This is a genomic window from Bacillus sp. 1NLA3E (assembly GCF_000242895.2).
GTDB lineage: Bacteria > Bacillota > Bacilli > Bacillales > Cytobacillaceae > Bacillus_BU.
The window spans coordinates 1253088-1278150 of record NC_021171.1 but is presented as its reverse complement, the minus strand read 5'-3'; the positions used below and the strand labels follow the sequence as shown (position 1 = coordinate 1278150).

Here is a 25063-nt window from a genome sequence, read left to right as displayed (position 1 = left end):
AAAACGGATGAAACAAATTAAATGGGTATTTTTATTATTTGCAATAATGACCGCAGCATGTATGATAGGAATCGGAATTGCTATTGCTGAAAAAAGCATGATTGGAATCCTACTTTGCATTATTGCTACAGTGGCTTCATTTGGACTCGGGTTTTCATTAAAAAGAAAACTACTTAGTAACCAATAAATTCCGCTCTTATTATTCAATTTAGGCTGACTCCTACCCATAAAGAGTCAGCCTTTTTATTTTGATTATGTCCAACCTTTTCCTTACCAATCCCCATCCTGCAAATATTTCTTTAAAACTTCCTGATGTAACCCTGGTTTTGAAAAAAATATTGTATTTTGTCCTAACAGATTGATTGGTTCACCTCTTAACGTTGTAGCAATCCCACCTACTTCCTCTAAAAGAATCATCCCTGCAGCAAAATCCCATGGGGAAAGTCTTAAGGTAATATAAGCATCAAACCGCCCTGATACGACGTTAGCGATTTCCATTGCCGCTGACCCATATGATCTTGTTCCTCGAACGTCCCTGACTAATTTTGCTAGTATTGAAGGATCAATCCTTGTGTTCTCTGTTACCCACGTGGCATTTAGTCCAATAATCGCTTCATTTACCTGTACCTCTTCTAATTCAGGTAGCCTTGTATCATTTAAATAGGCCCCATTCCCCTTAAGAACGTGGTACAATTCGTCATGGACTACATCATAAATTAGTCCGACTTTTCCGATTCCTTTCTCGTAAATACCAATGGAAATGGCAAAATTTCTTTGTTGATGGATAAAATTAATGGTTCCATCAATAGGGTCAATGATCCAAACAATACCTGAAAGTTCTTCAGGATTGTCTCCATATCCCTCTTCTCCAAGAACAAAATGATCTGGAAATGTAGTTCTAATCTTCTCAATAAAATATTTTTCCGTTTCTTTATCCATGTTTGTTACAAGGTCATTAGGATTGGATTTAGATTGAACATTCAGTGTTTCCGAAAAAGAAGCCCTAATTTTCGCACCAGCTTCTTTAACCCATTCCTTTGCATATGTATCAATTTTTTGCCAATTAGTCATCATAAAAATCCTCCCATTAGGCACTTTCTTATGTCAATTCCACCACTGTTTTCTTATCAGATTCGTTGTACAAATTACTATGGACACGAAATTTCAATTGATAGTCAATATTCATTTTCCATGTTTTTCAAGCTTGTTTAAATTATACTCTCTCTTCCTATCCCCATACAAACAATAGCGCTTTTCATTTAAATAGGTCTTATTTTAAGGCTGTTTTCGTAAACTTTGTTGCCATTTACTAAAAGAGAAGTGTGGTTGATTTCCGCTCCAGGTGCTCAGCAAACCGCGGGGCGGGCGGTGAGCCTCCTCGGCGCTAAAGCGCCTGCGGGGTCTCACCTGTCCCGCTGCTCCCGCAGGAGTCGAGCACCTTCCGCTCCAATCAACTTCTTTATTAACGGTTTTCTTTCCAAAAACCTATAAAAAAACAACAATCTGTTAGAAAAGAGCCTTTTTTAAAAATGGCTGTGTTAAAATTACCTGTTGATTTCCATTCCAGGAAAATAATAAACGAACTCCATCTTTCTAATTGGAGTTCGTTTTCAAAATACTTTATTTAACCTAATTTTGACATCCATTTTTTACAGTCCATGCTCCTTTGGCCTTAAAAAAAATATAATACCTTATTAAAGTGCTTTTAGTCTAATTAACTCAGTTCTTATTTTTTCTAATTTTTGCTTGCAATCTTTTTTCATATCATCATTTTTTTCACTCATTGCTTCGAACAAGGTAGCTAGTTCATAATCCATTTCCATCCTTAATACTGCAGTTCTTTCATTAACGATTGCTTTTTTACGATTTGAGTTCACTAATTGTTTCAATAGCACTCTCTCCCTTCCTTTGAGTTAATTTAATTTTCAGATTATTTTTATTATTATAATATGAGGAAATCTCATTTGATGCAACTAATTTGTGCTCAAACCTACTAGATTAAATATTTTATTGCATCAAGCAACAAATTTCCGGTTATCCCCCCTGTATGCTACAATGTTTTACAAATTCTGCTGGAGGTTTTTTTCATGTTGTTTTCAGGTTTTAAGAATGAGGATTTTGACCTATTTAATATTGAAGGTTTAGAAGAACGAATGGATGCCTTAATAAAACTAGTTCGACCAAAACTTGATTTTTTAGGAAGACACTTTGCTCCAAGCTTAGCCACTTTAACTGGCCAAGAAATGTATGCACATGTGGCAAAACATGCGAGGAGAACAATTAATCCCCCTAATGATACTTGGGTTGCTTTTGCGCAAAACAATCGTGGGTACAAGATGCTCCCCCATTTTCAAATTGGACTGTGGGAAAGTCATTTATTTATTTGGTTTGCGATAATATATGAATGTCCTCTAAAAAATGAAATAGGCAAAAAACTAGAATCGAATATTAATCAAATTTTCAGGTTGACCCCACTTGATTTTTCTTGGTCAATTGATCATATGAAGCCTGAAGCAAAACAACATTCTATGATAAGTGAAGAAGAATTACGCGTGATTTTCGAGCGATTACATACAATTAAAAAGTCCGAACTGTTATGTGGTTATCAAATCCCTCGTGCAGAGGTGGTTGAAATGAGTCCCGAGGAATTATTGCAAAAAATCGATTCAGTGTTTAAAAATCTCATTCCATTATACAAAAAGAGTGTTATTTAACACTATAGACTGTCGAGAAACTCTCGACAGTCTATTATTTTCACCTGAAAACTTTAGTAATTCACCACGATAATTTTTTATTATAATTAGGAGGTTCCAATACAGACCTTCCGCTCATCTTTTGGTTTAAGTCATCTTTTTTTCATTTTAATGATTTTCAAACCATTTGATTCTTTTCCAGCTTTAACCGTTAAGTAAGGGGAAAAACCGCTAGTCTCTTCAAATTCAGCACAAATTTTCTTTTCTTGAGCCTTACCTGGGACAATCTCCTTAAAGCGTCGATACGCCTTCATCAGTTCTTCCCGGTCAATCCCTTTCTCATATCCTTTTTCAACACATTCAAAAAACTTAATTACATCAACAATTTCATTTGTAGACCAATCAATTTCAATTGGATATTGATATTCCATTTGTTCACCTCAGAAATTAATAAATATGAATCAGCTTATCATTATTTTACCCATTTTGCACAAACGGCTTCTGCTTCCAAAACCATACGGTTGATTAACTGTTCCACAGTAGGGATATCTTTAATTAATCCGGTAACTTGTCCTGCCCACGCAAAGCCATCTTCAGTTTTTCCATCATATATATAGCGTTTGTTTGAATTTCCACTAATATAATCCCTTAATCCATCATATCCACTGTTTTCGTTTTCTAGTTCCAAAATTTTATTTGTCCACGTATTTGCTAACGCTCTTGCTGGGGCTCCAATAGACCTTTTGATGACAACAGTATCATTTTCAGTACTTGAAACAAGGGCTAGTTTATAAACCTCATTTGCATGAACACATTCCCTCGTGGCAATGAACCTCGTCCCCATCTCGATACCTTCCGCTCCAAGTGCTAATGCAGCGAGTAATCCTCTTCCATCGCCGATCCCCCCTGAAGCGATGACAGGGATGCTAACGGCATCAACAACTTGGGGGATTAATACGAAGGTACCAGTATCGTTTCTCCCCAGATGTCCGCCTCCTTCTTGTCCTACAACCATTACAGCGTCTGCCCCTAATTCTTCTGCCTTTTGAGCTTGTCTTTTAGCAGCTACTAAAACTAGCTTTTTTATGTTAGTTCCTTTTAACTGTTCAAAAATCGGAGCTGGATTTCCACCTGTCATTGTTATTACAGGGACATCTTCCTCAATCGCAACCTCAAGCATATGGGAATATGCTCTTCCATGTTCACCAATTGCATAATTTACTCCAAAAGGCTTGGATGTTAATTCCCGTACTTTTCGGATTTCCTTTCGAAGTGCTTCAGGACCATCTAATGACATCGCTGTTATCTGTCCTAAACCCCCAGCATTTGAAACAGCTGCAGCAAGTTCAGAGTATGCAAGATACGCCAGTCCCCCTTGTATAATCGGATATTGAATATTTAATAATTCTGTAACCCTCGTTTTGAAATTCATTTCTCCACTCTCCAAAAACTTTTTCCTTAAACATTCTATTTTCTGAAGATATAATCCTGTTTTTTCCTTAAAATTCTATTTTACGAGGGTAATATCTTGTTTTTACCAAAGACTATTAAAAGAATAAAGGCGACTTTTTTTGTTGTTGAATTATTATGAATATGCATCTTAATTTATCGCTATGCAAACATAATGGTTAATGCTATAATTCATGTGTTTTATAATTTTTTATCCTTAATTAATTAATTTAATTTTAGTAAAGAGGTGTGGGAAAAAATTGTCACAATACAATACACCGTTATTTGACGGGTTAATTAAGCATGCCAAAAAAAATCCAGTCCAGTTTCATATTCCCGGACACAAAAAAGGCGCCGGAATTGACCCGGCCTTTAGAAATTTTATAGGCGATAATGCACTCTCTATCGATTTAATTAATATTGGTCCCTTGGATGATTTACATCAACCAAAAGGCATTATTAAAGAGGCACAAGATTTAGCAGCGGAAGCCTTTGGCGCTGATCACACATTCTTTTCGGTACAAGGAACAAGCGGTGCAATCATGACAATGGTTATGGCAGTTTGTGGACCTGGTGATAAAATCATCGTACCAAGAAATGTTCATAAATCAGTTATGTCTGCGATTGTTTTTTCCGGCGCTATCCCTATCTTTATCCACCCAGAAATTGATGAAAAATTAGGTATTTCCCATGGAATTACTACTGAAGCCGTAGAGCATGCGCTTTTGCAGCATCCTGATTCTAAAGGAGTCCTAGTCATCAATCCAACTTATTTTGGGATTGCTGGAGACTTAAAGAAAATTGTCGAGATTGCCCATTCTTATAATGTACCAGTCCTTGTTGATGAAGCACATGGGGTTCATATTCATTTTCATGATGAACTTCCACTTTCTGCTATGCAAGCTGGGGCTGACATGGCTGCTACGAGCGTCCATAAACTTGGGGGATCCTTGACACAAAGCTCGATTCTTAACCTTAAAGAAGGCCTCGTATCTTATAAAAGGGTCCAAACGATTTTAAGTATGTTGACGACCACGTCCACATCTTACTTATTGCTTGCCTCTTTAGATGTTGCAAGAAGAAGATTAGCTACAGATGGTCATGATTTGATTCAAAAGACGATTACTTTAGCTGAATCTATTAGAAGCAGAGTCAATGCTATTGAACATATATACTGTGTTGGAAAAGAAATATTGGGGACAAAAGCAGCGGTGGATTACGACCCCACCAAACTAATCATTTCAGTAAAAGACTTAGGTCTTACTGGGTATGCAGTAGAAAAATGGTTGCGGGAAAAGTATAACATTGAAGTGGAAATGTCTGATTTGTACAATATCCTTTGTATTATTACACCTGGAGATACTGAATTCGAAGGGGACATTCTTGTTCAGGCTCTACAACAATTATCGACTGAATATCACCATTTAGCTGAAAAGGTTCATACAAAAGTCATGCTTCCTGACATCCCTCTTTTATATTTAACACCAAGGGATGCCTTTTATGCTGATACTGAGTCTGTCGCTATCGAGCACTCTGTCGGTCGCATAATTGCTGAATTTGTTATGGTTTATCCCCCAGGAATCCCGATTTTCATTCCTGGTGAAATCATAACTGAAGAAAATTTACTTTATATTCATGAAAATGTTGAGGCAGGTTTACCTGTTCAGGGTGCAGAAGATGTTGAATTAAAATCACTTCGAGTAATCAAGGAACAACGAGCTATTAAATAATGGGTTACTCAAATTAGCAAATTAAAAAAGCATGCCTCTGCATGCTTTTTTAGTTTAAATCTATTAATGTTCTTCCGTTTGTACCTTTTCATGGTCATGGCAGCATTGGCATTTAGAGTAGAGAACCGTTACTTTTTCATCTTCAAAATGATCAATAGTCAAATCACAAGATTGGCAAACAATCGTTCCCATCTTAGGATCTCCCTTCCCTTCGGAAAATTACTAAATTTGAAAGCGCTTCAGCTTTCTTAATTACATAATAATATAGCACTTTTATAATTTCAAGCCCAAATTGTATAACACATTAATTTTCCAGCGATTTATTTTCTTCATTTATTCACAAATAGAACCTACGGTAAATAAGTAGTATGTCACATTAAAAAAAAGGCCGACCTCGCAACATCATATCCTATATCCAATTAGTAATTGAATATAGGATATTAATGTATTTGCGTTGTCAGGCACCTTTTAGCTTGCTTTAAGAAAGTAACTCTTATTCATATTGTGGTTCATATGGGACACCTTGTATTGCACTATGGAAAAATTCAATTAAATCTTCTGCCTGTTTTTCATCAGTTATTTTAAAGGCAGATTTTAAATACTCAGAATCTTCAAGGTCTTTAGGATCGAGGAGTGCAGAGCGGCCTGTTTGCATGCAAACAACGAGGGGCTTTCCAAAAAACATATTGGTGTAGACGATACCAAAATCATAGCGGGTTTGTTCAGTGGTAAATCCAGTAAATCTTACTTTCACCTTTTCTTGTTCATCATAGAGTTTTTCGAAGATTTCCATAAATGACCTCCTTTTATTTGAATATTTAGAATTTTATTATAACTCATTTTTTAGGCACTTTCAAGGTTATTTATTTTCGAAAGGGGTCCATTACTCAAAAACAGTCCTTTATACTTAAATTTTCATTTGAGCTATACTTCGAAATCAAATGGAAACACATGGTATAATGGTAACGAAAAAGTCATCATTTACATTGGGAAATTGGGGGATGAAAAATGACACAAAGTGCATATATTAAGCTTGTACCTGCTTCTGTAAAACAAAATGTCACAACCGATGATATTAAATCCTATTTTAATTACTATAAGGATATTACAGCAAAAACCGGGGACCTCATTGATTGGAAATATGATGGTTCAGCCTTTCCATATGAAATAAAGGAACAGGAAAACAGTCTGGGAAAATGGTTTTATTTATTTTCTTCTAAAGATCGCTATCACGCCATTCTAATAGGAATTGATCAAGAGTTCATTCGAAATGAAGCTGGAACAGAAACTGAACAAACCTACATTCAAATCACGTTAACAGAAAACTCAACAGTCGGGGACAAGGGGAAAGCAAATGAATTTTGCAAGTTTCTAGCTAAAAAACTCCAAGGAGAACTACACTTATTTAATGGAAGAGTCATGTACTTCTACCCAAGGAAATAAGAAAAGCGGAAGCGGCCGGTTAGAGACGTATGGACTGGAGCTCTCCGACTGAGATAAAGGAAACACGGAGAGAAAAGCGATTCGATGTTGACATATCGTAAGGAGGAAAGTGAAGTCCACTAGGCGCTGGAGCTAGACAGATAGAAAAGCGAAGCGGCTTATAAAAACAACTGACGACCAATCCAAAGTTGGTCGTCTCTTTAGTTTGCAAAATGGGTAATGAGCGGCAAAGAAACATGTACAAGGCTATATAAGGAAAGACTTACCAATGTAACTATCGCCGTTTTCCTTACAGATTTGATAACAATATTTCCAATTACAAAAGCTAAATAAAAAAAGACAAAAAACATTAAACGGTTATAAAGCGGTTGGTCATGTTTAGAAAGCCATTCGATAATCGAATAACCACTCCAAATAATTAACTGTATCATCACGACTACATAACTTTTCATCCACATCCCCATTACCTACCCATACTTTCACATTGTTATAAGTCATTATATGTTGGGAATATATAAGATATTTTTCATTTGTGTAACATTTAAATGACAAGCAATTCTTTTTATTTCCCCTATGATAAAATATGGCTACTTAGTACTGAAAAAATATAGGAATTTTTTACTATAAGGCTCTGTTAAACTAGAATGTTGATTTCCGTTCCAGGCGCTTCGCGCACCTTAGGGGCGGGCGGTGAGCCTCCTCGGCGCTAAAGCGCCTTGTGGGGTCTCACCTGTCCCGCTGCTCCCGCAGGAGTCTTCGCGCCTTCCACTCCAATCAACACTGTCCAAAAAATCAACAATGAGCTTTAACATAGCCTACTATAAAAATAGAATCTATTTGAAAAATTAGAAAAGTGAGGCGCCGTAATGAAAGGTCTGCCATTGTTGTTACTTGCTTCATTGTTGGTGATGACTGGTTCATGTAGTAATTCTAATGAAAAAGAACTAAAAATAAAGCATGATGTGAAACAAATCGTATTCTTCTCCAATGAAGCCGATTATACAGGTGAAGCCCCCTATTACGACGCCTTGATAGAATTAAAGAAAAGCTTTCCAACTGAAGTAAAAAAAATGCTTGTGTTTTCACCCACAAAGGCAAAACAATATTTTAAGACCTATCATATCGACTCATGCCCTGCCTTACTAGTTATTTATAACCGTAAAGTCATAGTGAAAATAAATGGAGATGCCACAAAGGAGGACATCATCGAACCGATTGCTGAAGTCCTTTCTAATGACCTTACCCAAAACCAATAAATATTGTACCCACGAAAAAAAAGTCCTTTTCCAGTTAACTGGAAAAGGACTTTTTTCTTATTTTACAATGTGGATTGGATGTCCAATCGCAACCTCGGCTGCTTCCATTGTAATTTCTCCTAAAGTTGGATGAGCGTGAATCGTCATCGCTAAATCTTCTGCAGTCATTCCTGCTTCAATCGCCAATCCTAATTCAGCAATCATATCAGAGGCACTTGATCCTGCGATTTGTGCTCCAATAACAAGACCATCAGCTTTGCGAGTCACAAGCTTTAAGAAGCCATCCGTCGCATCTAGTGCCAATGCACGACCGTTAGCCGCAAAAGGGAATTTTGAAGCATTTACTTCAAGGCCCTCTTCTTTAGCCTGTTTTTCCGTATAACCGACAGAGGCTAGTTCAGGATCTGAAAATACAACAGCAGGAATACCAAGATAATCAATTTCCGTTTGTAGTCCCGCAATCGCTTCGGCAGCAATTTTCGCTTCATAAGATGCTTTGTGGGCAAGCGGTGGTCCAGGTACAATATCACCAATTGCATATATGTTACCAACGCTGGTACGACATTGTTTATCTATTTTTATAACACCCCGGTCAGTCATTTCAATACCAACCTGCTCTATACCAAGTTCATCTGTATTTGGACGACGACCAACCATAACAAAAACATAGTCAGCTTCAACAGCTTTTTCTTCACCTTTGACTTCATATTTTATTGTGACAGAGTTTTCTGTTTCCACAACACCTTTTGCTAAAGCATTGGTAATGATGTCTGCCCCTTTTTTCTTTAGGTTCTTTTTCACAATAGAGGACATTTGCGTCTCAAAACCATTTAGAATTTCGTCAGTCCCTTCAAGAATCGTTACCTGAGTCCCGAAGTTTGCATACGCTCCACCTAGCTCAGTTCCAATATAACCGCCGCCGATTACGACAATTTTTTTAGGAATTTCAGGCAATGCTAGGGCACCTGTAGAATCAAGTACTCGTTTTGAATATTTAAAGGCTGGGAGCTCAATAGGTCGAGATCCCGTTGCGATAATTGCATGATTAAAAGTATAGGTTTGTGCAGAGTTTTCATCCATCACACGAAGAGTGTTCGCATCTACAAAGTAGGCTTCACCACGAACAATGTTTACCTTGTTTCCTTTAAGTAATCCTTCAACACCGCCAGTAAGCTTTTTAACAACTCCCGCTTTCCATTCCTGAACCTTGGTAAAGTCAACTTTAACATTCTCTGCAGTAATACCAATGGATTCAGAATGTATTGCAGTTTCATATTTATGTCCCGCAGCAATTAACGCTTTGGATGGTATACAACCCACGTTTAAACAAACTCCACCAACAGCTCCTTTTTCGACAATAGTTACCTTTTGGCCGAGTTGAGCAGCGCGAATGGCTGCAACATAACCACCGGGTCCTGCACCAATGACAATTGTATCAGTCTCAATTGGGAAATCTCCTACTACCATGTTTTACGCCTCCATTAACAATAGTTCCGGATCGTTTAGCAATTTTTTAATATGATTAAGTGCATTTTGAGCAGTGGCTCCATCAATCATTCTGTGGTCAAAACTTAGTGACAATGAAAGTACAGGAGCAACAACGATTTCTCCACCTCTCACAATCGGTTTTTCTGCGATTCTACCGATTCCGAGGATTGCCACTTCCGGATGGTTAATAACTGGGGTAAACCACTGACCGCCTGCAGAACCAATGTTTGAAATGGTACAGGACGCACCTTTCATTTCATCTGGTGCTAGTTTTCCATCTCTTGCTTTCGTAGCTAGCTCATTAATTTCATTGGAAATATTGAAAATTGATTTTCGATCAGCATCTTTAACTACCGGTACAAGTAAACCTTTCTCAGTATCAGCAGCAATTCCAATATTATAGTAATGTTTGTGAACAATTTCTCCTACAGCATCATCAAGAGATGTATTAAGAGCAGGGAATTCGCGAAGTGCACTAGTAAGTGCCTTCACAACGTATGGTAAGAAGGTTAACTTAATGCCTTTTTGAGCGGCTACCTCTTTGAATTTTTTACGATTTGCTACAAGCTTTGTCACGTCGATTTCATCCATTAATGTGACATGTGGAGCTGTATGCTTGGAGTTAACCATTGCTTTTGCAATTGCCTTCCTGATCCCGCTCATTTTTTCACGTGTTTCAGGGTATTGCCCTTGTGGAATAGCAGAAATAGTTGCCGCTTTTTCAGGCTGGACAACTTGATTTTCCACTTGTTGTTCCTGAGCAATAGATACAACAGCAGCACCACCAGCTGAAAATGCATCTATATTTTCTTTTAATATACGGCCATTCTTACCCGTGCCACTCACTAACCGAATATCTACACCATTATCGCGGGCATATTTACGAACTGAAGGCATAGCAATAATGCGACGGTTTGGATCCACTTCCGCTTGCGACTTTGCAACTGCTACTGGGGAGGCTTGTGTTGGTGTTTCAACAACTGCTGGAGTCGATGCAGTTATTGGAGCAACTGGGACTTCTACCTTCACCTCTTCTTTTGTATCTTCTTCGTGGTCACCTTTAAATTGAATATCCTCATATCCTGGCGCATCAAACGTCACCAATACTTGACCGACCGTTGCTACGGTTCCTTCTCCTATTAAAACTTCCTCAACTGTACCTGCAACTGGAGAAGGAATTTCTACAACAGCTTTGTCATTTTGTACCTCACATAACACATCGTCCTCTTGGATTTTATCTCCAGGTTTCACAAACCATTTAACAATTTCACCTTCGTGAATACCTTCACCGATGTCAGGCAATCTAAATTGAAATGCCACTGGATTCACCCTCCTAATAACGTTCTAAATAATTATTCGTTCATATCTCAAACAAAAAACTAGGGAAATACTGGCGATTTCAGTTTTTATCTCCAGCATTAATCATATATAAATTTAGAATGACAACACCTTTTTAGCCGTTTCAATCACATCTTTATAATTTGGAAGCCAAACGGATTCTGCTTGCGGGAACGGGAATACTGTATCAGGCGCAGTCACACGCAATACAGGTGCTTCCAGACTTAAAATAGCACGATCGTTAATTTCTGCAACAACATGCGCTGAAATACCAGCTTGTTTTTGTGCTTCTTGAACCACAATAGCACGACCTGTTTTTTCAACAGATGCGATAATGGTCTCGATATCAATCGGACTTACAGTTCGCAGGTCAATCACTTCAATAGAATGACCTTCTTTTGCTAGTTCTTCTGCTGCCTTTAATGACTCATGAACCATCGCACCATAAGTAACAATCGTAAGGTCTGAACCTTCACGTTTCACATCAGCTTTCCCAAGTGGGATTGTATAAGCTTCTTCTGGAACTTCTTGACGGAAAGATCGGTATAACTTCATATGTTCAAGAAAAATTACTGGATCATTGTCACGGATTGATGCAATGAGAAGCCCTTTAGCATCATATGGAGTCGATGGAATAACAACCTTTAATCCTGGCTGTTGAGCCATAAGGCCTTCTAAACTATCTGCATGCATATCTGGAGTGTGTACGCCTCCACCAAACGGCGAGCGAATGGTAACAGGTGCATTGTATCTACCACCAGATCGATAGCGCATCCGAGCTAGTTGCCCAGAAATGGAATCCATAACTTCAAATACAAATCCAAAAAATTGAATTTCAGGGACTGGACGGAACCCTTGCAAGCTAAGACCAACGGCTAAACCACCAATAGCAGATTCAGCTAACGGAGTGTCAAATACTCGTTCTTCACCGAATTCTTTTTGCAGATTCTCAGTTGCCCGGAAAACACCACCATTAACCCCTACATCTTCACCAAAAACTAATACATTAGGATCATTGCGAAGCTCAGACCGAAGAGCATCGGTTATCGCTTGAATCATTGTCAATTGAGCCATCGTTTACTTCGACTCCTTTGCTTTGTATATTTCATATTGTTCTTTTAAGTTAGAAGGCATTTCTTCATACATAATGGACATTAGATCAGTCACTTTTTGTTTTGATGCAGCATCTGCCTTTTTGATAGCCTCTTTAATATCTTCTTTTGCCTTTTCTATTACTTCACTTTCTTTCTCCTCATTCCAAATCCCCTTATTTTCAAGGAATTTCCGAAAACGAACCAATGGATCCTTCTTTTCCCATTCATTATCAAGGTCAGCTGTGCGGTAACGAGTTGGATCATCTCCGGCCATTGTATGTGGTCCATATCGGTAAGTTAAAGTTTCAATTAGTGTTGGTCCATCGCCATTAATTGCACGCAGGCGAGCATCATGAGTTGCCACATACACGGCTAATGGGTCCATCCCATCAACTTGGATACCAGGGATACCTGCTGCAACAGCTTTTTGAGCAAGCGTCTTTGTTGCTGATTGCTTGTTAACAGGAGTCGAAATGGCAAATCGGTTATTTTGAACAATAAAGATGGCTGGGGCTTTGAATGCACCTGCAAAGTTCATTCCTTCATAAAAATCTCCCTGAGAAGTTCCGCCGTCTCCTGTATAAGTAATCGCTACGGATTTTGCTCCACGTTTTTTCATTCCAAGGGCGACACCAGCAGTCTGAACATACTGAGCACCAATAATAATTTGTGGATGAAGAACATTTACTCCCTCAGGAACATTCATTCCCTCCATATGACCTCTTGACCATAAAAATGCTTGGAATAAAGGCAATCCATGCCATATTAGTTGCGGAACATCCCGATATCCTGGCAAAATGAAATCTTCTTTTTCTAAAGCAAATTGTGAAGCCAATTGAGAAGCCTCTTGACCAGCAGTCGGTGCATAAAATCCTAAACGCCCTTGGCGGTTTAAAGAGATTGATCGTTGATCAAGAATACGTGTATATACCATCCTGCTCATTAATTCTTGTAATTGTTCGTCACTCAATTCAGGCATAGCAGATTCATTAACAACTTGGCCCTCTTCATTTAAAATCTGTAAAGTTTGAAATTGCTCTTCTACTATTTCAAACTGTTTTTTTATATCCAATTGTGTTTTTGTATTCGATTTCATAAGAGTCACCTCTTCCTTTCAATAAAAGAATATAAATGTAGAAATAGACATATCAAAAATAGGATTCCCCAAAACATGCAAGATTAGAAGTGAATTGATATATGACAGTTTTGTGAAATGTGTATGATAACTAACACTCTGTATTAGTTATTTTAAAATAAAAACTAATACAATGACTTCCTAATGATTTCAGTTTACACCACACAAAATAACCACGTCAATCATAACAACTTATCTTTTTTCACATTTTGTACATATCTTTATTTTCGCCCCTGTACTATCGATTTTTCAAAAACTGTACTATAAAACCAATAGTTTTTTACTTCTGTTATAGTGATAAATGTCACTTTAACATAATAAAAAGAACCGACATAAATGTCGATTCTTCTTTTAAACTATCTTACTTTGCTTCACTGACTTTTATCCCCGCTTTTTTGTAAAAATTCAACTTCGTTTCATTATACTTCTTAGTTTGTTGATTAAACTGCTCATTCGCTTTTAGGACCTTATCATAAGTTTCATTAATTTTAGTAACTTGATTATCCAATTGCTCCATTGAAGCCTCTTTATCTTTAAGCATTTTATACAATTCAATATCATATTGTGTGCCCAACATGTAATTCTCATATAATAAATCATGAATTTCATATCGCTTATTCATCAGTTCATATAAATCATTCGCCCTATTTTTTAAATCGGAATCATCTAATTTTGTAATGAAAGGGGAAATGGTTTCAAATTTCTTTTTTGATGCAATTAAACTTTTTTGTTCTTTTTCCATATGTTTTTCTCGCTCTAGGACAACGGAGATAGCTTCATCTGAAAGCTTAACAATTTGGTCATTTTCCTTGCTTCCTAAAGAAATTATTTTTTCATAAAGATCTTTTTCTTTTTGTTCAAGCTCCACTAATGGCTTCTGCTGCTCCTCAAAGCCTTTTTCCTCATCCACCACATTTTCCATCACTGTGAACATTTTCTCTACTGGTGTTTTTTGACCAAAACAGCCGGTTAAAGAAAAAGAAACCATTAATAGTAAGGTGAAAAATTGTATTTTTCTTATTTTCGACACATAGAAACCCCCTAACCTTCTTCCAATTCTTACTATATCGATTGTTATGATATTTGACAATAGTAGGTAGCGAGTGTTATGTGAATCAAAAACAACTTATTCATATTTCTATTCAGTTTATGTTTAGGCAACAGCCTATACCAATTTATTTTTCATTACATAAGTTATATTGAACGTCTAGATGACGAATCAAATTCAAGGAGGTTGACCTTATGTTTGGATATGGTGGTTATGGATATGGTGGATGTGGTGTAGGTTACGGTGGTTGTGGTTATCCGGTTGGAGGATTCAGAGGAGGTTTCGCGCTCATCGTTGTCCTCTTTATTCTTTTAATTATAGTCGGAAGTGCTTTCTGTTAATTCATAAATGAATTCTTAGGGAGGGGGATGTTTCCCCTCTTTATAATAAAACTCTTGGGCTTTTCTTGTTAACTTTTTTATAATTGTTTGTTAGACTACATACATAGTATTCAGATGTAAATATTATTGAATTTTTTACAAAAATAATGAAAAAATATTTTATGGGAGTGTAATACAGCTATGCTTACAATGGAAGACATTATCAGGGACGGGCATCCTACGTTGCGTCAAATTGCAGAAGCGGTACCAATACCTGCTTCAGAGGAGGACAAAAAAATTCTGGCTGATCTTTTGGAGTTTGTCCAAAATAGCCAAAATCCAGAGATTGCTAATCAATATGGTCTCCGCCCGGGAATTGGGCTTGCAGCTCCGCAAATCAATATTGCTAAACGGATGATCGCCATCCACGTCCGGGATGAAAAGGGAGAATTGTTTAGTTACGCTCTCTTTAATCCAAAGATCGTTAGTCATTCTGTGGAAAATTCTTTTTTAAGCTCTGGTGAGGGTTGCCTCTCTGTAGACGATCCTTTTCCTGGATATGTGCCAAGACATGCAAGAATTACGGTGAAAGCTATCGACTTAGATGGAAAAGAAGTGAAATTAAGATTAAAAGGACTTCCTTCGGTTGTTTTCCAACATGAAATAGACCATCTTAACGGAATCATGTTTTACGATTACATCAACAAACAAGACCCCTATCATCACCCAGAAAACGCAATTGAAATTGAGAGATAAAACAAGCTTGTGATCCGTTTTTTGATCACAAGCTTGTTTTCTATTCATTAAATTAGTTCTAATTCCTTTAAACCATGCCAAATTCCGTCTTGATCTACGTCTTTTGTAATCAATGTAGCATGCTGTTTCAACTCGCTTACAGCATTTCCCATGGCAACAGCCGTTCCAACTGCTTGAAGCATCTCCATGTCATTTAATCCATCTCCAAATGCATAAACATCTTCAATCTTAAAACCTAACCGATCAATCAATTTTTTTATTCCTTCTGCCTTAGACCCACCCTTTGGCAGTACATCGACTGAATATGGATGCCAACGAACAAATTGAAAATGTGGGTATTCATCCGAATACAAATGTTCTTCTTTCTCTTCAACAAACAACAGTGATTGTAGAATATCTTTATTATGATAAAAGGTTGCATCCTGTTCAGGATGAGCTAGTTTTAAACTATCCATACTTTTTTCAATATAGTAGTGATGTGGAACATTTGATTTCATTGTTTTTTCATTCATAAATACAATCGGATGTCCGTACGAGTTTGCATTTGAATGCAAGCGATCTAGTTCATCCGTATGTAATGGATTTGTATAAATCACTTCATTTTCAAAAACAACATACTGTCCGTTGTAGCTTACATATGAATCTATATCTAGTTCATTTCTTAATTGTTCAAACATAAACGGTGCTCTACCTGTTGCAATTGCAACAAACACCCCATTTTCCTTTAGCTGCTTTACTGCCTCTTTCGTTTTAACTGGGAGTTTTTTTTCGTGATCTAACAATGTTCCATCAATATCAAAAAAAACAATTTTACTCATCTAAGAAGTTTCCCCTTTACTATAAAAAATAGGCTGTTTTCTAAAAGATTGTTGTTTTTTAAATTGGTTTTGTGAAAAGCAAACCGTTGATAAAGAAGTTGATTGGAGCGGAAGGTGCGAGACTCCTGCGGGAGCAGCGGGACAGGTGAGACCCCACAGGCGCTAAAGCGCCGAGGAGGCTCACCGCCCGCCCCGCGGAAAGCGAGCATCCTGGAGCGGAAATCAACCACTCTTCTCTTTTAGTAAATATCAACAAAGATTACGAAAACAGCCGAAAAATAACAGTTAATTTAGCAGATCTATACCTGCAAATAAACCCTAAACTTTTCTGTTAAAGTTGTCAATTCATGTTCGATTATGATTTCCATCTTTAACCATGAAAAATAAGTCAAATAATTCATATACTAGTAAGAATAATAAAAAAATCAAGGTCCATTTTTTTAAACAATCTTTATTTACTTTACATTGGACAAGGATTGTTTAAAATAAGAAGTGAGGAGATGATCCACAATGTTAAAGAAGCTTAGAAAGAAGCTTTTAAAACAGTGGAAAGAATTGCTTCGAAAAAAATCCATTGCATAGTTTTTGAGCCCTTCAAACTTGCGAAGGGCTTCTTCCTTATTGTAAATTGGTAATTAACGGACCACATACCTTAATTGACCTTACCCTACCTTCCCATGAATAATTTGGTACAATAAGAAAATAAATGAAAAACCTTTAAAACTTATATATAATAAGAAAAAGCCCAATAATATTAACAAAATCAAATATTTAAGATTCGTCCGCGATGATTTTGTTACTCCCTTCTAAAAGCTTTTCCTACATAAATTTACTCATGGAGTTAGACATAAAGCTATTTCTATGACGCTTTATTACTTTAACGAAGTTAAAGTATCTAATTTATATAAAAAGAAATTACGGATTAAGGAGAGATTTAAAATGATTTTCAAAGTTTATTATCAAGAATCTAGCAAGCAGGTAGCTGTACGTGAAAATACTAAAACACTTTACCTTGAGGCGGAGTCTGAACTAGATGTTCGGAAAAAGTTAGCACATAAAGCTTTTAATATCGAGTATGTACAAGCAGTTAAAGGTGCATTTTTAGAATATGAACAAAAAAATGAAGACTATAAAGTATTGGAGATTGAATAATTTATGAAATTTGTCAAAAATGATCAAACAGCCGTATTTGCCCTAGGTGGCTTAGGGGAAATTGGAAAAAACACCTACGGAGTTCAATTTCAAGATGAAATTATATTAATTGATGCGGGAATTAAATTTCCAGAAGACGAGTTACTTGGAATTGATTATGTAATTCCAGATTATTCTTATTTAATAAAGAATGAGGATAAAATTAAAGGATTATTTGTTACCCATGGTCACGAGGACCATATCGGGGGAATTCCATATTTGCTTCGCGAAATCAACATTCCGATCTATGGCGGGAAACTCGCTCTAGCTCTAATAAAAAATAAGTTAGAGGAACATGGATTATTAAGAAACGCAAAGCTTTACGAAATTAAGGAAGAGGAAATTATTAAATTCCGAAAAACGTCCGTTTCATTTTTCCGAACTACACATAGTATCCCGGATTCGTACGGTATTGTAGTAAAAACTCCTCCTGGACAAGTAGTCCATACAGGTGATTTTAAATTTGATTTTACTCCTGTAGGTGAACCTGCAAATTTAACAAAAATGGCTGAAATCGGAAAGGAAGGAGTCCTTTGTCTTCTTTCTGATAGTACGAACAGTGAAATTCCTAACTTCACGATGTCAGAGCGTCGAGTTGGTGAAAGTATTCATGATGTATTCCGAAAGGTTGATGGTCGTGTCATTTTTGCAACCTTTGCATCAAATATTCATCGACTTCAGCAAGTAATAGAAGCTGCTGTTTTAAATGGGCGAAAAGTTGCTGTTTTTGGAAGAAGTATGGAAGCAGCAATAGAAATTGGACTTGATCTGGGATATATTCGTGCTCCTAAGGAAACTTTTATTGATGCGCAGCAAATTAATCGGATTCCTGCTAACAAAGTAACCATTTTATGTACAGGAAGCCAAGGGGAACCTATGGCAGCACTTTCTCGTATTGCTAGTGGAACACACCGTCAAATTCAAATTATCCCTGGGGATACGGTAGTTTTCTCATCATCACCTATTCCAGGAAATACAATAAGCGTTAGCAGAACCATCAACATGCTCTTCAAAGCTGGTGCGGACGTAATCCACGGTCCATTAAGTGATATCCATACCTCTGGACATGGTGGACAAGAAGAACAAAAATTAATGCTCCGTTTAATCAAGCCTAAATTTTTTATGCCGATTCATGGTGAATACCGTATGCAAAGAATGCACGCAAAATTAGCGGTTGATTGTGGTGTAGCAGAGGAAAATTGTTTCTTAATGGACAATGGTGAAGTGCTTGCCCTTAGCGATAGCTCGGCTCAAGTTGCTGGTAAAATCCCATCTGGTTCCGTTTATATTGATGGAAGTGGTATCGGTGATATCGGAAACATTGTGTTACGAGACAGAAGAATTTTATCTGAAGAAGGTCTTGTAATCGTAGTCGTTAGCATTAATATGAAGGACTTTAAGGTTGCAGCAGGTCCTGATATTATTTCTCGTGGATTTGTTTATATGAGAGAATCGAGTGATCTTATCAATGATGCTCAAGTATTAATCACGAAGCATTTGGGAAAAGTGATGGAACGTAAAACAACTCAATGGTCTGAAATAAAAAATGAAATTGCCGATACACTATCTCCATTCCTTTATGAAAAAACAAAACGTCGACCTATGATTTTACCTATTATTATGGAAGTTTAAACAAAGCGGAATAGAAATGCACCAGAATTAATTAACACAATAATAGGTACTAGAAAACGCTCAGAGATTAAAAACTCTGAGCGTTTCATTATTTTATTCTCGACTAGTTACCCAATTGACGCTCTTTTCATCTTTTCGGGCGCTACTTCACTGGAGTAGTTACCCAATTGACGCCTTTTTCATCTTTTTGGGCGCTACTTTCAAGATTTATACTCGAAAACCGAATTCGTTAATGTTTTTAATGGGTTGCTTTTTTTTCGAAGCGATTAATATCTACATCCGCCCCAATGACAATTAGTACATCATCTGCTTGAATGACTTCATTTGCTTGTGGAGAAACAATAATATTTTTCCCTCTTTTAATGGCAACAATATTAATACCATATTTGGCACGAATGTCTAAATCGATAATAGAATGTCCTCCCAATTTTCCATTGGCAACAATTTCAACAATGCTATGTTCTTCAGATAGCTCGAGATAATCTAATACGTTATTAGAAGAAATATTGTTAGCAATTCTTCTCCCCATATCACGCTCTGGGTGGACAACGTGATCAGCACCAATTTTCCGTAAAACCTTTTCATGATAATCGTCTTGAGCTTTTACGGTAATATTTTTTACCCCTAGCTCAATTAGAATAAGTGTTGTTAAAATACTTGATTTGATATCATCACCGATGGCAACAATAACATGATCAAAATTTCTGAGACCAAGACTTTTTAGTACATTCTCATCTGTAGAATCTGCTACAACCGCATGTGAAGCAATCGTCGAAAATTCATTCACCAAATCTTCATCGCTATCAATAGCCAATACTTCCATTCCTTGTTCAGCTAACGTGCGGCATATACTTCCACCGAAACGGCCTAACCCAATAACCGCAAACTCCTTTTTCACTCCAACATCCCCCAAACAACACATTCTATTATTTGTACTTATTTTAGCATATCTTTTAGAATTAAGGTTACTAGGCTCTTTTTTTACGTCTGAGGAAGAAAAAAACAACACCGATTATAAGTCCCACAACCAGCAAAATTGGAATATTACCGAATATCAATACTGCAACACCTGACAACGTTATTAAGATCCAGTTTATGCTCGTCATAAATTGCTTTTTGGTCTTCTCTATCGTGTTCAAATCTGTCTTTTCTAACGCTGGAACGGAAATTTTATTTTCACTTAGAGCAATCGTAATAGTGGAAAAATCAACCTGATTGTCTAAATATTTTATTCTTCCTGTTATTTGTTCAATTTGTTCTTGGACAGTAGCTAGATCAGTAGAGATTTTTAATAAATCCTCTGTTGTTGTGGCTTTTTGCATAAAATCTAACAGCCTGCTTTCCACTGCCCTTTTTGATTTAAGCCTCGACTCTAAATCAACGTATTCCTCTGATACGTCAGAGCCACTGACATTCCGCTGTTCAACCTTAACAGCTAGTCTCTCAGCTTGATCTAAAAACTGTTCAAAAGATCCTTGTGGGACCCTTATTGTAAGCGAGGCATGATATGTTTGGTCACTATCTTGATAAATGTTTGATTGAATGATATAACCTTCAACATTTTTGACCGCTTGCTCAAGAAGTTTGTTTGCCTTTTTTAAGTCCTTCACTTCTAATTGTAGATCTGCGGTGTAGATTACCTTTTGGTTTGGTGAAGTAGTTTGATTACCCTTTGCATTGATTGGTGGTACATCTTTTTCATTTTTTGATTGAGCTTTAGAACTTGTTACAGAATCAGATTGCTGGACTTCATTTGATCCAAGGCTCTTTTTTTCTTGAGTATTTCCACTGCATGCACTTAACAGGAGCATGATAAAGATTAAGAACGGTAGATAACGCTTTATAAACATCACAGTCCCCCCTATTTCCGAATTAAACAATTGACGAAAATTAATCCTAAAAGTTTCAAAAGGAGATAAAACAGAAAAAAGAAGACCTAACGTAGTTGTTAGGTCTCCCTTGAGAAGTCAGATGATGATATTAAAGTGTAGCTTGTCCAGGTCTCCAGTTCGCTGGGCAAAGACCACCAGTTTGTAATGCTTGAAGAACGCGTAAAGTTTCATCAACATCGCGACCAATATTGTTGTGATGAACAACTGCATACATTAGTTCACCTTCAGGGCTGATGATGAATAATCCGCGAAGTGCAATTCCTTCTTCTTCAATAAGTACACCATAGTCACGAGCAACAAGATGATTATGATCAGCTGCCAATGGATATTTTAATTCTCCAAGGCCATTATCTTTACGATCTGTATTAATCCATGCTAAATGTGTGTGAATTGTATCTGTTGATACGCCAATTACTTCTGCATCAAGATCTTCAAATTCACTATAACGTTCAGAAACTGCAACGATTTCTGTTGGGCAAACGAAAGTGAAGTCCATTGGATAGAAGAATAATACAGTCCACTTATCATTTTTCATATTCTCTTCTAAACTTACTTTTCCAAATTCTTTGTTTGGCAATACAGCATCCATTTCAAAGCGTGGAGCTTGTTTCCCTACTAAACGTTCTGACATCAAAAATCCCTCCAATTTTAAATTCAATGAGGATTGTACCCTCATGTATACCCTGTTCACATTTTTTATTATATTAGCTTTTTTATTTTTAGTCAATATTAAATTATAATAAATTTAATAAAGTATTAATTATAATAAAGGTAAAAAAAGCACCATTACATGGTTTTCCCTCTATCTATGGTTCTTAAACTGTTTATTAGTCAAAAGGGTGCCAATTCACACGCGGTTTCAGCTATATTTTATCATTACCTATACATAAAACCCAAATGAACAGCCTTGTCCTATCAACGATTTCCTTTAAAATTAATATAATTTATGATCCCTGCGATTCCTTCCTCTATTGCTTTTTCATTTGGAAGTAATTTTGAATGATGAAGTCCATATTCAGACTCCACGCCTAACCAAAACATGAAACCAGGAATATCCTTTAACATATATCCAAAATCTTCTCCAGTCATGGCTTCCTTACATTCTACGACCTTCATATCCGTATGGTTTGCAACAAAGTCCATAAACTCTAAGGTTAATTCGTGATGATTATATACTTGATAATACATTGCGCCAAAATCAACCTTGGCTTGACATTGGAAACCAACTTCTATGCCATTTACAATGGCTTGAACCCTTGCCTGTACTTTTTCCATCGATTCTGCCGAGAGGGTGCGGATTGTACCTTCTAAACGCGCTCTTTCGGCAATTATGTTTTGAACAGTACCCCCCGCTATTTTCCCAATTGTGATAACCGCACTATCTAATGGGTCAACGTTTCTGGAAACGACAGATTGTAGCTGTGTTACTAATGTACATGCAGCTAAAACCATATCAATGGTTTGATGTGGATAAGCAGCGTGTCCTCCTTTTCCTTTTAAATCGATAAATAATTCCGACGTATTAGCGAAAAGAAGACCAGGTTTTACTGCGATTGTTCCAACAGGATATTCAGGAGCAATATGGAGTGCCATAATCATATCTGGCTCCCATCCATCCAATACATTAGAGTTTAACATCGGTTCAGCCCCACCAGGACCCTCTTCTGCTGGTTGAAAAATAAATACTAAATGATCATCGATTTGATTTTCCACAAAATGCGTTAGGACTCCTAATGCTATACTCATATGAAAATCATGGCCACAGGCATGCATATTGCCAGGGTGTTGAGAATGAAAAGGCAGTTCCGTTTCTTCTGATATTGGTAATCCATCTATGTCTGTTCGATAGGCTATTGTTTTATTAGCCGAGCTTCCTTTCACTCTCACAACAAGTCCTGTTTCCCAAGTCCTTATTTCGATTCTTTCTTTTGGAAGGGTATTTAGGTAATCTAACAGGTATTTTTGGGTCTTAAATTCCTGAAATCCTAGTTCTGGTATTTGATGAAGTTCTCTTCTTATTTCTACAAAAGGATGTAAGGTCATTTTATCCATCTCCTCTCTTAACTAGAAAAAACGTGGACCCTTGGACCCACGCTTTCAGCTCCAAACTTTATAGTTGACGAAGCCCTTGAATAATTTCCGTTTTTGATTTTGTTTTTTCATCAATTTTCTTGATTTCACGAGCAGGGGTACCAGCAACCACTGTATGTGGTGCAACATCCTCAATAACAACCGCTCCTGCAGCCACAACTGCACCCTCACCAATACGCACACCTTCTAATACAACGGCGTTTGCACCGATAAGAACATTATCTTCCAATATAACCGGTTGAGCTGATGGTGGCTCAATTACCCCCGCCAGAACGGCACCTGCACCAACATGACACTTTTTCCCGACAGTCGCGCGTCCGCCTAACACAGCGTTCATATCAATCATTGATTCTTCTCCGATGACCGCTCCAATGTTAATAACAGCACCCATCATAATCACGGCATTATCACCAATTTCCACGTGATCACGGATAATCGCACCTGGCTCAATTCTCGCTTTAATATTTTTCGTATTTAACAGTGGTATAGCAGAATTCCTACGGTCATCTTCAACAATATAATCTTCTATTTTTGCTTGGTTAGACTCGATAACCTCATTGATTTCGGACCATTCCCCAAATACAACACCAGAGTTTCCATTGATGAAGGTTCTAGCATTTTCACCAAAATTAATATCGTCTAAATCCCCTTTTAGATAAACCTTTACCGGGGTCGATTTTTTACTGTTTTGAATAAATGAAATTATTTCGTTTGCATCCATCATTTTCATGAATGTTCCTCCTTTATGTACATATAAAAATAATTTATCAGACAATTGTTTTGAAGACAAGAAAACACTACTGCTTTGATTCTAATAAATGCTCTTGAATGAGTTCAACAAAGACTTGTACTTGCTTAAGCTTAAAAGCTGATTCATATCCTAATAGCCAAGTATCCCTTTTTAAGGGCTCGCCATTCTCATTCATCAGGGGAATCTTAAAAATATCTTTTTCGGAATTTTTCAAGGTAATCCCCGGCAAAATGGTGTAGCCAATCCCATTAAAGGCCATTTGCTTGCAAGTTTCAATCTGGTCGACCACCACAGTCCTTTTTGGAACTGTTTGAAATTGTCGATGCCACCAATTATGGATTTCCTGGTAATAATTCGAATCACTCTTAAACTGAATAAATGGACGATCCGTTTCCAATACTTGTTCAGGTTGGGTTATTTCTGTATCTACTAAGAAGAGGTTATCTTCAAATAAATGCATCTTGATGCCTTTCCAATCAGGTGTACCACGAATAATACCGATATGAACTTGACCTTCATATATTGACTTTAATATTTCACTACTCCAACCGGTAATCAAGGATATTTTTGCTTGTGGATATCGATTCACAAACTTTTTCAGCACCTGTGGAAGCCAATTTTGGCCGACAATAGATGCTACAGCAATTTTTAACGTCCCATGAACTTTAGAATTTAGTGCATGAATTGATTCCCGGACATTGTCCTCTTTATCAAGTACCTCATTTACAAATGTTATCACGATTTCACCAGCTGGGGTAAGCGTGAGTCCTTTTTGAGAGCGAATGAACAACCTTGTTCCCCACTCTTTTTCTATTGTTTGGAGCCGTTGAGATAATGCAGGCTGTGACACAAATAAACGCTCAGCAGCCTTTCTCATATTCATTTCTTGGGCTAAGACGGAAAGAAAGTGGAATTCTGATAAAGAAGACAAGCTATTT

28 protein-coding genes are annotated in these 25063 nt (G+C 37.1%); 9 read left to right on the top strand and 19 right to left on the bottom strand.

Annotation, left to right across the window (positions count from 1 at the left end; all coding sequences use genetic code 11):
• The first annotated feature begins 7 nt into the window (after positions 1-7).
• Positions 8-187, top strand: a complete 180-nt coding sequence (locus tag B1NLA3E_RS06225; protein WP_015592985.1) for a YlaF family protein — start codon at positions 8-10, stop codon at positions 185-187.
• Between the two features lie 83 nt (positions 188-270).
• On the opposite strand, the gene B1NLA3E_RS06220 is transcribed toward B1NLA3E_RS06225, so the two are convergent.
• Entirely contained in the window at positions 271-1074 is an 804-nt protein-coding gene (locus B1NLA3E_RS06220; RefSeq protein ID WP_015592984.1) for an inositol monophosphatase family protein, read from the bottom strand.
• Between the two features lie 620 nt (positions 1075-1694).
• Positions 1695-1889 carry a hypothetical protein gene (locus B1NLA3E_RS06215; protein ID WP_015592983.1) on the bottom strand — a complete coding sequence of 65 codons (195 nt, stop codon included), beginning with the start codon at positions 1887-1889 and terminating at the stop codon, positions 1695-1697.
• Positions 1890-2087: 198 nt separating this feature from the next.
• Between B1NLA3E_RS06215 and B1NLA3E_RS06210 the strand changes: the two genes are divergently transcribed.
• Positions 2088-2714 (top strand): DUF1054 domain-containing protein, encoded by a 627-nt coding sequence (locus B1NLA3E_RS06210; RefSeq protein ID WP_015592982.1) that lies wholly within the window; start codon positions 2088-2090, stop codon positions 2712-2714.
• Between the two features lie 131 nt (positions 2715-2845).
• Here the strand turns inward: B1NLA3E_RS06210 and B1NLA3E_RS06205 are convergent, their stop codons facing one another.
• The gene (locus B1NLA3E_RS06205; RefSeq protein ID WP_015592981.1) at positions 2846-3124 is read right to left on the bottom strand and encodes a UPF0223 family protein; all 279 of its coding nucleotides are present in this window, start codon (positions 3122-3124) and stop codon (positions 2846-2848) included.
• 41 nt (positions 3125-3165) lie between these two features.
• Complete coding sequence (locus B1NLA3E_RS06200) at positions 3166-4125, bottom strand: NAD(P)H-dependent flavin oxidoreductase (protein ID WP_015592980.1); 960 nt, start codon at positions 4123-4125, stop codon at positions 3166-3168.
• Positions 4126-4402: 277 nt separating this feature from the next.
• Between B1NLA3E_RS06200 and B1NLA3E_RS06195 the strand changes: the two genes are divergently transcribed.
• Positions 4403-5872, top strand: a complete 1470-nt coding sequence (locus B1NLA3E_RS06195) for an aminotransferase class I/II-fold pyridoxal phosphate-dependent enzyme (RefSeq protein WP_015592979.1) — start codon at positions 4403-4405, stop codon at positions 5870-5872.
• A gap of 63 nt (positions 5873-5935) precedes the next feature.
• On the opposite strand, the gene B1NLA3E_RS23705 is transcribed toward B1NLA3E_RS06195, so the two are convergent.
• Both B1NLA3E_RS23705 and B1NLA3E_RS06190 read right to left on the bottom strand, forming a co-directional pair.
• Positions 5936-6064: a GapA-binding peptide SR1P gene (locus B1NLA3E_RS23705; protein ID WP_015592978.1), complete on the bottom strand. Its 129-nt coding sequence runs from the start codon at positions 6062-6064 to the stop codon at positions 5936-5938.
• A gap of 301 nt (positions 6065-6365) precedes the next feature.
• Positions 6366-6665 (bottom strand): DUF3055 domain-containing protein, encoded by a 300-nt coding sequence (locus B1NLA3E_RS06190; protein ID WP_015592977.1) that lies wholly within the window; start codon positions 6663-6665, stop codon positions 6366-6368.
• Between the two features lie 215 nt (positions 6666-6880).
• On the opposite strand from B1NLA3E_RS06190, the gene B1NLA3E_RS06185 reads away from it, so the two are divergent.
• Entirely contained in the window at positions 6881-7315 is a 435-nt protein-coding gene (locus B1NLA3E_RS06185) for a DUF1885 family protein (protein ID WP_015592976.1), read from the top strand.
• 200 nt (positions 7316-7515) lie between these two features.
• Here the strand turns inward: B1NLA3E_RS06185 and B1NLA3E_RS06180 are convergent, their stop codons facing one another.
• Complete coding sequence (locus B1NLA3E_RS06180; RefSeq protein ID WP_041580353.1) at positions 7516-7767, bottom strand: hypothetical protein; 252 nt, start codon at positions 7765-7767, stop codon at positions 7516-7518.
• A 414-nt stretch (positions 7768-8181) separates the two neighbouring features.
• Here B1NLA3E_RS06180 and B1NLA3E_RS06175 point away from each other — a divergent pair, with 414 nt between their 5' ends.
• Positions 8182-8571 (top strand): hypothetical protein, encoded by a 390-nt coding sequence (locus B1NLA3E_RS06175; RefSeq protein WP_015592975.1) that lies wholly within the window; start codon positions 8182-8184, stop codon positions 8569-8571.
• A gap of 57 nt (positions 8572-8628) precedes the next feature.
• On the opposite strand, the gene lpdA is transcribed toward B1NLA3E_RS06175, so the two are convergent.
• The 5 genes from lpdA to B1NLA3E_RS06150 all read right to left on the bottom strand — a co-directional run bounded on the left by lpdA (position 8629) and on the right by B1NLA3E_RS06150 (position 14656).
• Positions 8629-10038, bottom strand: coding sequence for a dihydrolipoyl dehydrogenase (gene lpdA, locus B1NLA3E_RS06170; RefSeq protein ID WP_015592974.1), 1410 nt, complete (start codon positions 10036-10038; stop codon positions 8629-8631).
• A 3-nt stretch (positions 10039-10041) separates the two neighbouring features.
• Entirely contained in the window at positions 10042-11379 is a 1338-nt protein-coding gene (locus tag B1NLA3E_RS06165) for a dihydrolipoamide acetyltransferase family protein (protein ID WP_015592973.1), read from the bottom strand.
• A gap of 114 nt (positions 11380-11493) precedes the next feature.
• Positions 11494-12471, bottom strand: coding sequence for an alpha-ketoacid dehydrogenase subunit beta (locus B1NLA3E_RS06160; RefSeq protein WP_015592972.1), 978 nt, complete (start codon positions 12469-12471; stop codon positions 11494-11496).
• Positions 12472-12474: 3 nt separating this feature from the next.
• Positions 12475-13587: a pyruvate dehydrogenase (acetyl-transferring) E1 component subunit alpha gene (pdhA, locus tag B1NLA3E_RS06155; RefSeq protein ID WP_015592971.1), complete on the bottom strand. Its 1113-nt coding sequence runs from the start codon at positions 13585-13587 to the stop codon at positions 12475-12477.
• Positions 13588-13987: 400 nt separating this feature from the next.
• Positions 13988-14656 carry a YkyA family protein gene (locus B1NLA3E_RS06150; protein ID WP_015592970.1) on the bottom strand — a complete coding sequence of 223 codons (669 nt, stop codon included), beginning with the start codon at positions 14654-14656 and terminating at the stop codon, positions 13988-13990.
• A 212-nt stretch (positions 14657-14868) separates the two neighbouring features.
• On the opposite strand from B1NLA3E_RS06150, the gene B1NLA3E_RS06145 reads away from it, so the two are divergent.
• Both B1NLA3E_RS06145 and def read left to right on the top strand, forming a co-directional pair.
• Positions 14869-15015 (top strand): YjcZ family sporulation protein, encoded by a 147-nt coding sequence (locus B1NLA3E_RS06145; RefSeq protein ID WP_041580352.1) that lies wholly within the window; start codon positions 14869-14871, stop codon positions 15013-15015.
• 180 nt (positions 15016-15195) lie between these two features.
• Positions 15196-15750 (top strand): peptide deformylase, encoded by a 555-nt coding sequence (gene def, locus B1NLA3E_RS06140; protein WP_015592969.1) that lies wholly within the window; start codon positions 15196-15198, stop codon positions 15748-15750.
• 47 nt (positions 15751-15797) lie between these two features.
• Here the strand turns inward: def and B1NLA3E_RS06135 are convergent, their stop codons facing one another.
• Complete coding sequence (locus B1NLA3E_RS06135) at positions 15798-16568, bottom strand: Cof-type HAD-IIB family hydrolase (protein ID WP_015592968.1); 771 nt, start codon at positions 16566-16568, stop codon at positions 15798-15800.
• Positions 16569-17507: 939 nt separating this feature from the next.
• Between B1NLA3E_RS06135 and B1NLA3E_RS06130 the strand changes: the two genes are divergently transcribed.
• Complete coding sequence (locus B1NLA3E_RS06130; protein WP_015592967.1) at positions 17508-17720, top strand: DNA-dependent RNA polymerase subunit epsilon; 213 nt, start codon at positions 17508-17510, stop codon at positions 17718-17720.
• Positions 17721-17723: 3 nt separating this feature from the next.
• Positions 17724-19391, top strand: coding sequence for a ribonuclease J1 (rnjA, locus tag B1NLA3E_RS06125; RefSeq protein ID WP_015592966.1), 1668 nt, complete (start codon positions 17724-17726; stop codon positions 19389-19391).
• Positions 19392-19629: 238 nt separating this feature from the next.
• Here rnjA and B1NLA3E_RS06120 read toward each other — a convergent pair whose 3' ends face one another.
• From B1NLA3E_RS06120 to B1NLA3E_RS06095, 6 genes are all read right to left on the bottom strand, one after another.
• Positions 19630-20289 (bottom strand): potassium channel family protein, encoded by a 660-nt coding sequence (locus tag B1NLA3E_RS06120; protein ID WP_015592965.1) that lies wholly within the window; start codon positions 20287-20289, stop codon positions 19630-19632.
• A 70-nt stretch (positions 20290-20359) separates the two neighbouring features.
• A complete protein-coding gene (locus B1NLA3E_RS06115) occupies positions 20360-21241 on the bottom strand; it encodes a DUF4349 domain-containing protein (RefSeq protein WP_015592964.1) in 882 nt (293 codons plus the stop codon).
• Between the two features lie 130 nt (positions 21242-21371).
• Positions 21372-21914: a peroxiredoxin gene (locus B1NLA3E_RS06110; protein WP_015592963.1), complete on the bottom strand. Its 543-nt coding sequence runs from the start codon at positions 21912-21914 to the stop codon at positions 21372-21374.
• A gap of 284 nt (positions 21915-22198) precedes the next feature.
• The gene (locus B1NLA3E_RS06105; RefSeq protein WP_015592962.1) at positions 22199-23326 is read right to left on the bottom strand and encodes an N-acetyldiaminopimelate deacetylase; all 1128 of its coding nucleotides are present in this window, start codon (positions 23324-23326) and stop codon (positions 22199-22201) included.
• 67 nt (positions 23327-23393) lie between these two features.
• Entirely contained in the window at positions 23394-24104 is a 711-nt protein-coding gene (dapD, locus tag B1NLA3E_RS06100; protein WP_015592961.1) for a 2,3,4,5-tetrahydropyridine-2,6-dicarboxylate N-acetyltransferase, read from the bottom strand.
• A gap of 67 nt (positions 24105-24171) precedes the next feature.
• Entirely contained in the window at positions 24172-25056 is an 885-nt protein-coding gene (locus B1NLA3E_RS06095; protein WP_041580350.1) for a LysR family transcriptional regulator, read from the bottom strand.
• Between the last annotated feature and the right edge of the window lie 7 nt (positions 25057-25063).

Excerpts from the sequence above, each read along its gene's own strand:
- B1NLA3E_RS06210 (WP_015592982.1), top strand. The coding sequence starts at position 2,088 with ATGTTGTTTTCAGGTTTTAAGAATGAGGATTTTGACCTATTTAATATT.
- B1NLA3E_RS06185 (WP_015592976.1), top strand. The coding sequence starts at position 6,881 with ATGACACAAAGTGCATATATTAAGCTTGTACCTGCTTCTGTAAAACAA.
- B1NLA3E_RS06145 (WP_041580352.1), top strand. The coding sequence starts at position 14,869 with ATGTTTGGATATGGTGGTTATGGATATGGTGGATGTGGTGTAGGTTAC.
- B1NLA3E_RS06225 (WP_015592985.1), top strand. The coding sequence starts at position 8 with ATGAAACAAATTAAATGGGTATTTTTATTATTTGCAATAATGACCGCA.
- B1NLA3E_RS06115 (WP_015592964.1), bottom strand. The coding sequence starts at position 21,241 with ATGTTTATAAAGCGTTATCTACCGTTCTTAATCTTTATCATGCTCCTG.
- B1NLA3E_RS06105 (WP_015592962.1), bottom strand. The coding sequence starts at position 23,326 with ATGACCTTACATCCTTTTGTAGAAATAAGAAGAGAACTTCATCAAATA.
- B1NLA3E_RS23705 (WP_015592978.1), bottom strand. The coding sequence starts at position 6,064 with ATGGGAACGATTGTTTGCCAATCTTGTGATTTGACTATTGATCATTTT.
- B1NLA3E_RS06200 (WP_015592980.1), bottom strand. The coding sequence starts at position 4,125 with ATGAATTTCAAAACGAGGGTTACAGAATTATTAAATATTCAATATCCG.
- lpdA (WP_015592974.1), bottom strand. The coding sequence starts at position 10,038 with ATGGTAGTAGGAGATTTCCCAATTGAGACTGATACAATTGTCATTGGT.
- B1NLA3E_RS06135 (WP_015592968.1), bottom strand. The coding sequence starts at position 16,568 with ATGAGTAAAATTGTTTTTTTTGATATTGATGGAACATTGTTAGATCAC.
- B1NLA3E_RS06205 (WP_015592981.1), bottom strand. The coding sequence starts at position 3,124 with ATGGAATATCAATATCCAATTGAAATTGATTGGTCTACAAATGAAATT.
- B1NLA3E_RS06130 (WP_015592967.1), top strand. The coding sequence starts at position 17,508 with ATGATTTTCAAAGTTTATTATCAAGAATCTAGCAAGCAGGTAGCTGTA.
- B1NLA3E_RS06160 (WP_015592972.1), bottom strand. The coding sequence starts at position 12,471 with ATGGCTCAATTGACAATGATTCAAGCGATAACCGATGCTCTTCGGTCT.
- def (WP_015592969.1), top strand. The coding sequence starts at position 15,196 with ATGCTTACAATGGAAGACATTATCAGGGACGGGCATCCTACGTTGCGT.
- B1NLA3E_RS06220 (WP_015592984.1), bottom strand. The coding sequence starts at position 1,074 with ATGATGACTAATTGGCAAAAAATTGATACATATGCAAAGGAATGGGTT.
- B1NLA3E_RS06175 (WP_015592975.1), top strand. The coding sequence starts at position 8,182 with ATGAAAGGTCTGCCATTGTTGTTACTTGCTTCATTGTTGGTGATGACT.
- dapD (WP_015592961.1), bottom strand. The coding sequence starts at position 24,104 with ATGAAAATGATGGATGCAAACGAAATAATTTCATTTATTCAAAACAGT.
- B1NLA3E_RS06110 (WP_015592963.1), bottom strand. The coding sequence starts at position 21,914 with ATGTCAGAACGTTTAGTAGGGAAACAAGCTCCACGCTTTGAAATGGAT.
- pdhA (WP_015592971.1), bottom strand. The coding sequence starts at position 13,587 with ATGAAATCGAATACAAAAACACAATTGGATATAAAAAAACAGTTTGAA.
- B1NLA3E_RS06190 (WP_015592977.1), bottom strand. The coding sequence starts at position 6,665 with ATGGAAATCTTCGAAAAACTCTATGATGAACAAGAAAAGGTGAAAGTA.
- rnjA (WP_015592966.1), top strand. The coding sequence starts at position 17,724 with ATGAAATTTGTCAAAAATGATCAAACAGCCGTATTTGCCCTAGGTGGC.
- B1NLA3E_RS06180 (WP_041580353.1), bottom strand. The coding sequence starts at position 7,767 with ATGAAAAGTTATGTAGTCGTGATGATACAGTTAATTATTTGGAGTGGT.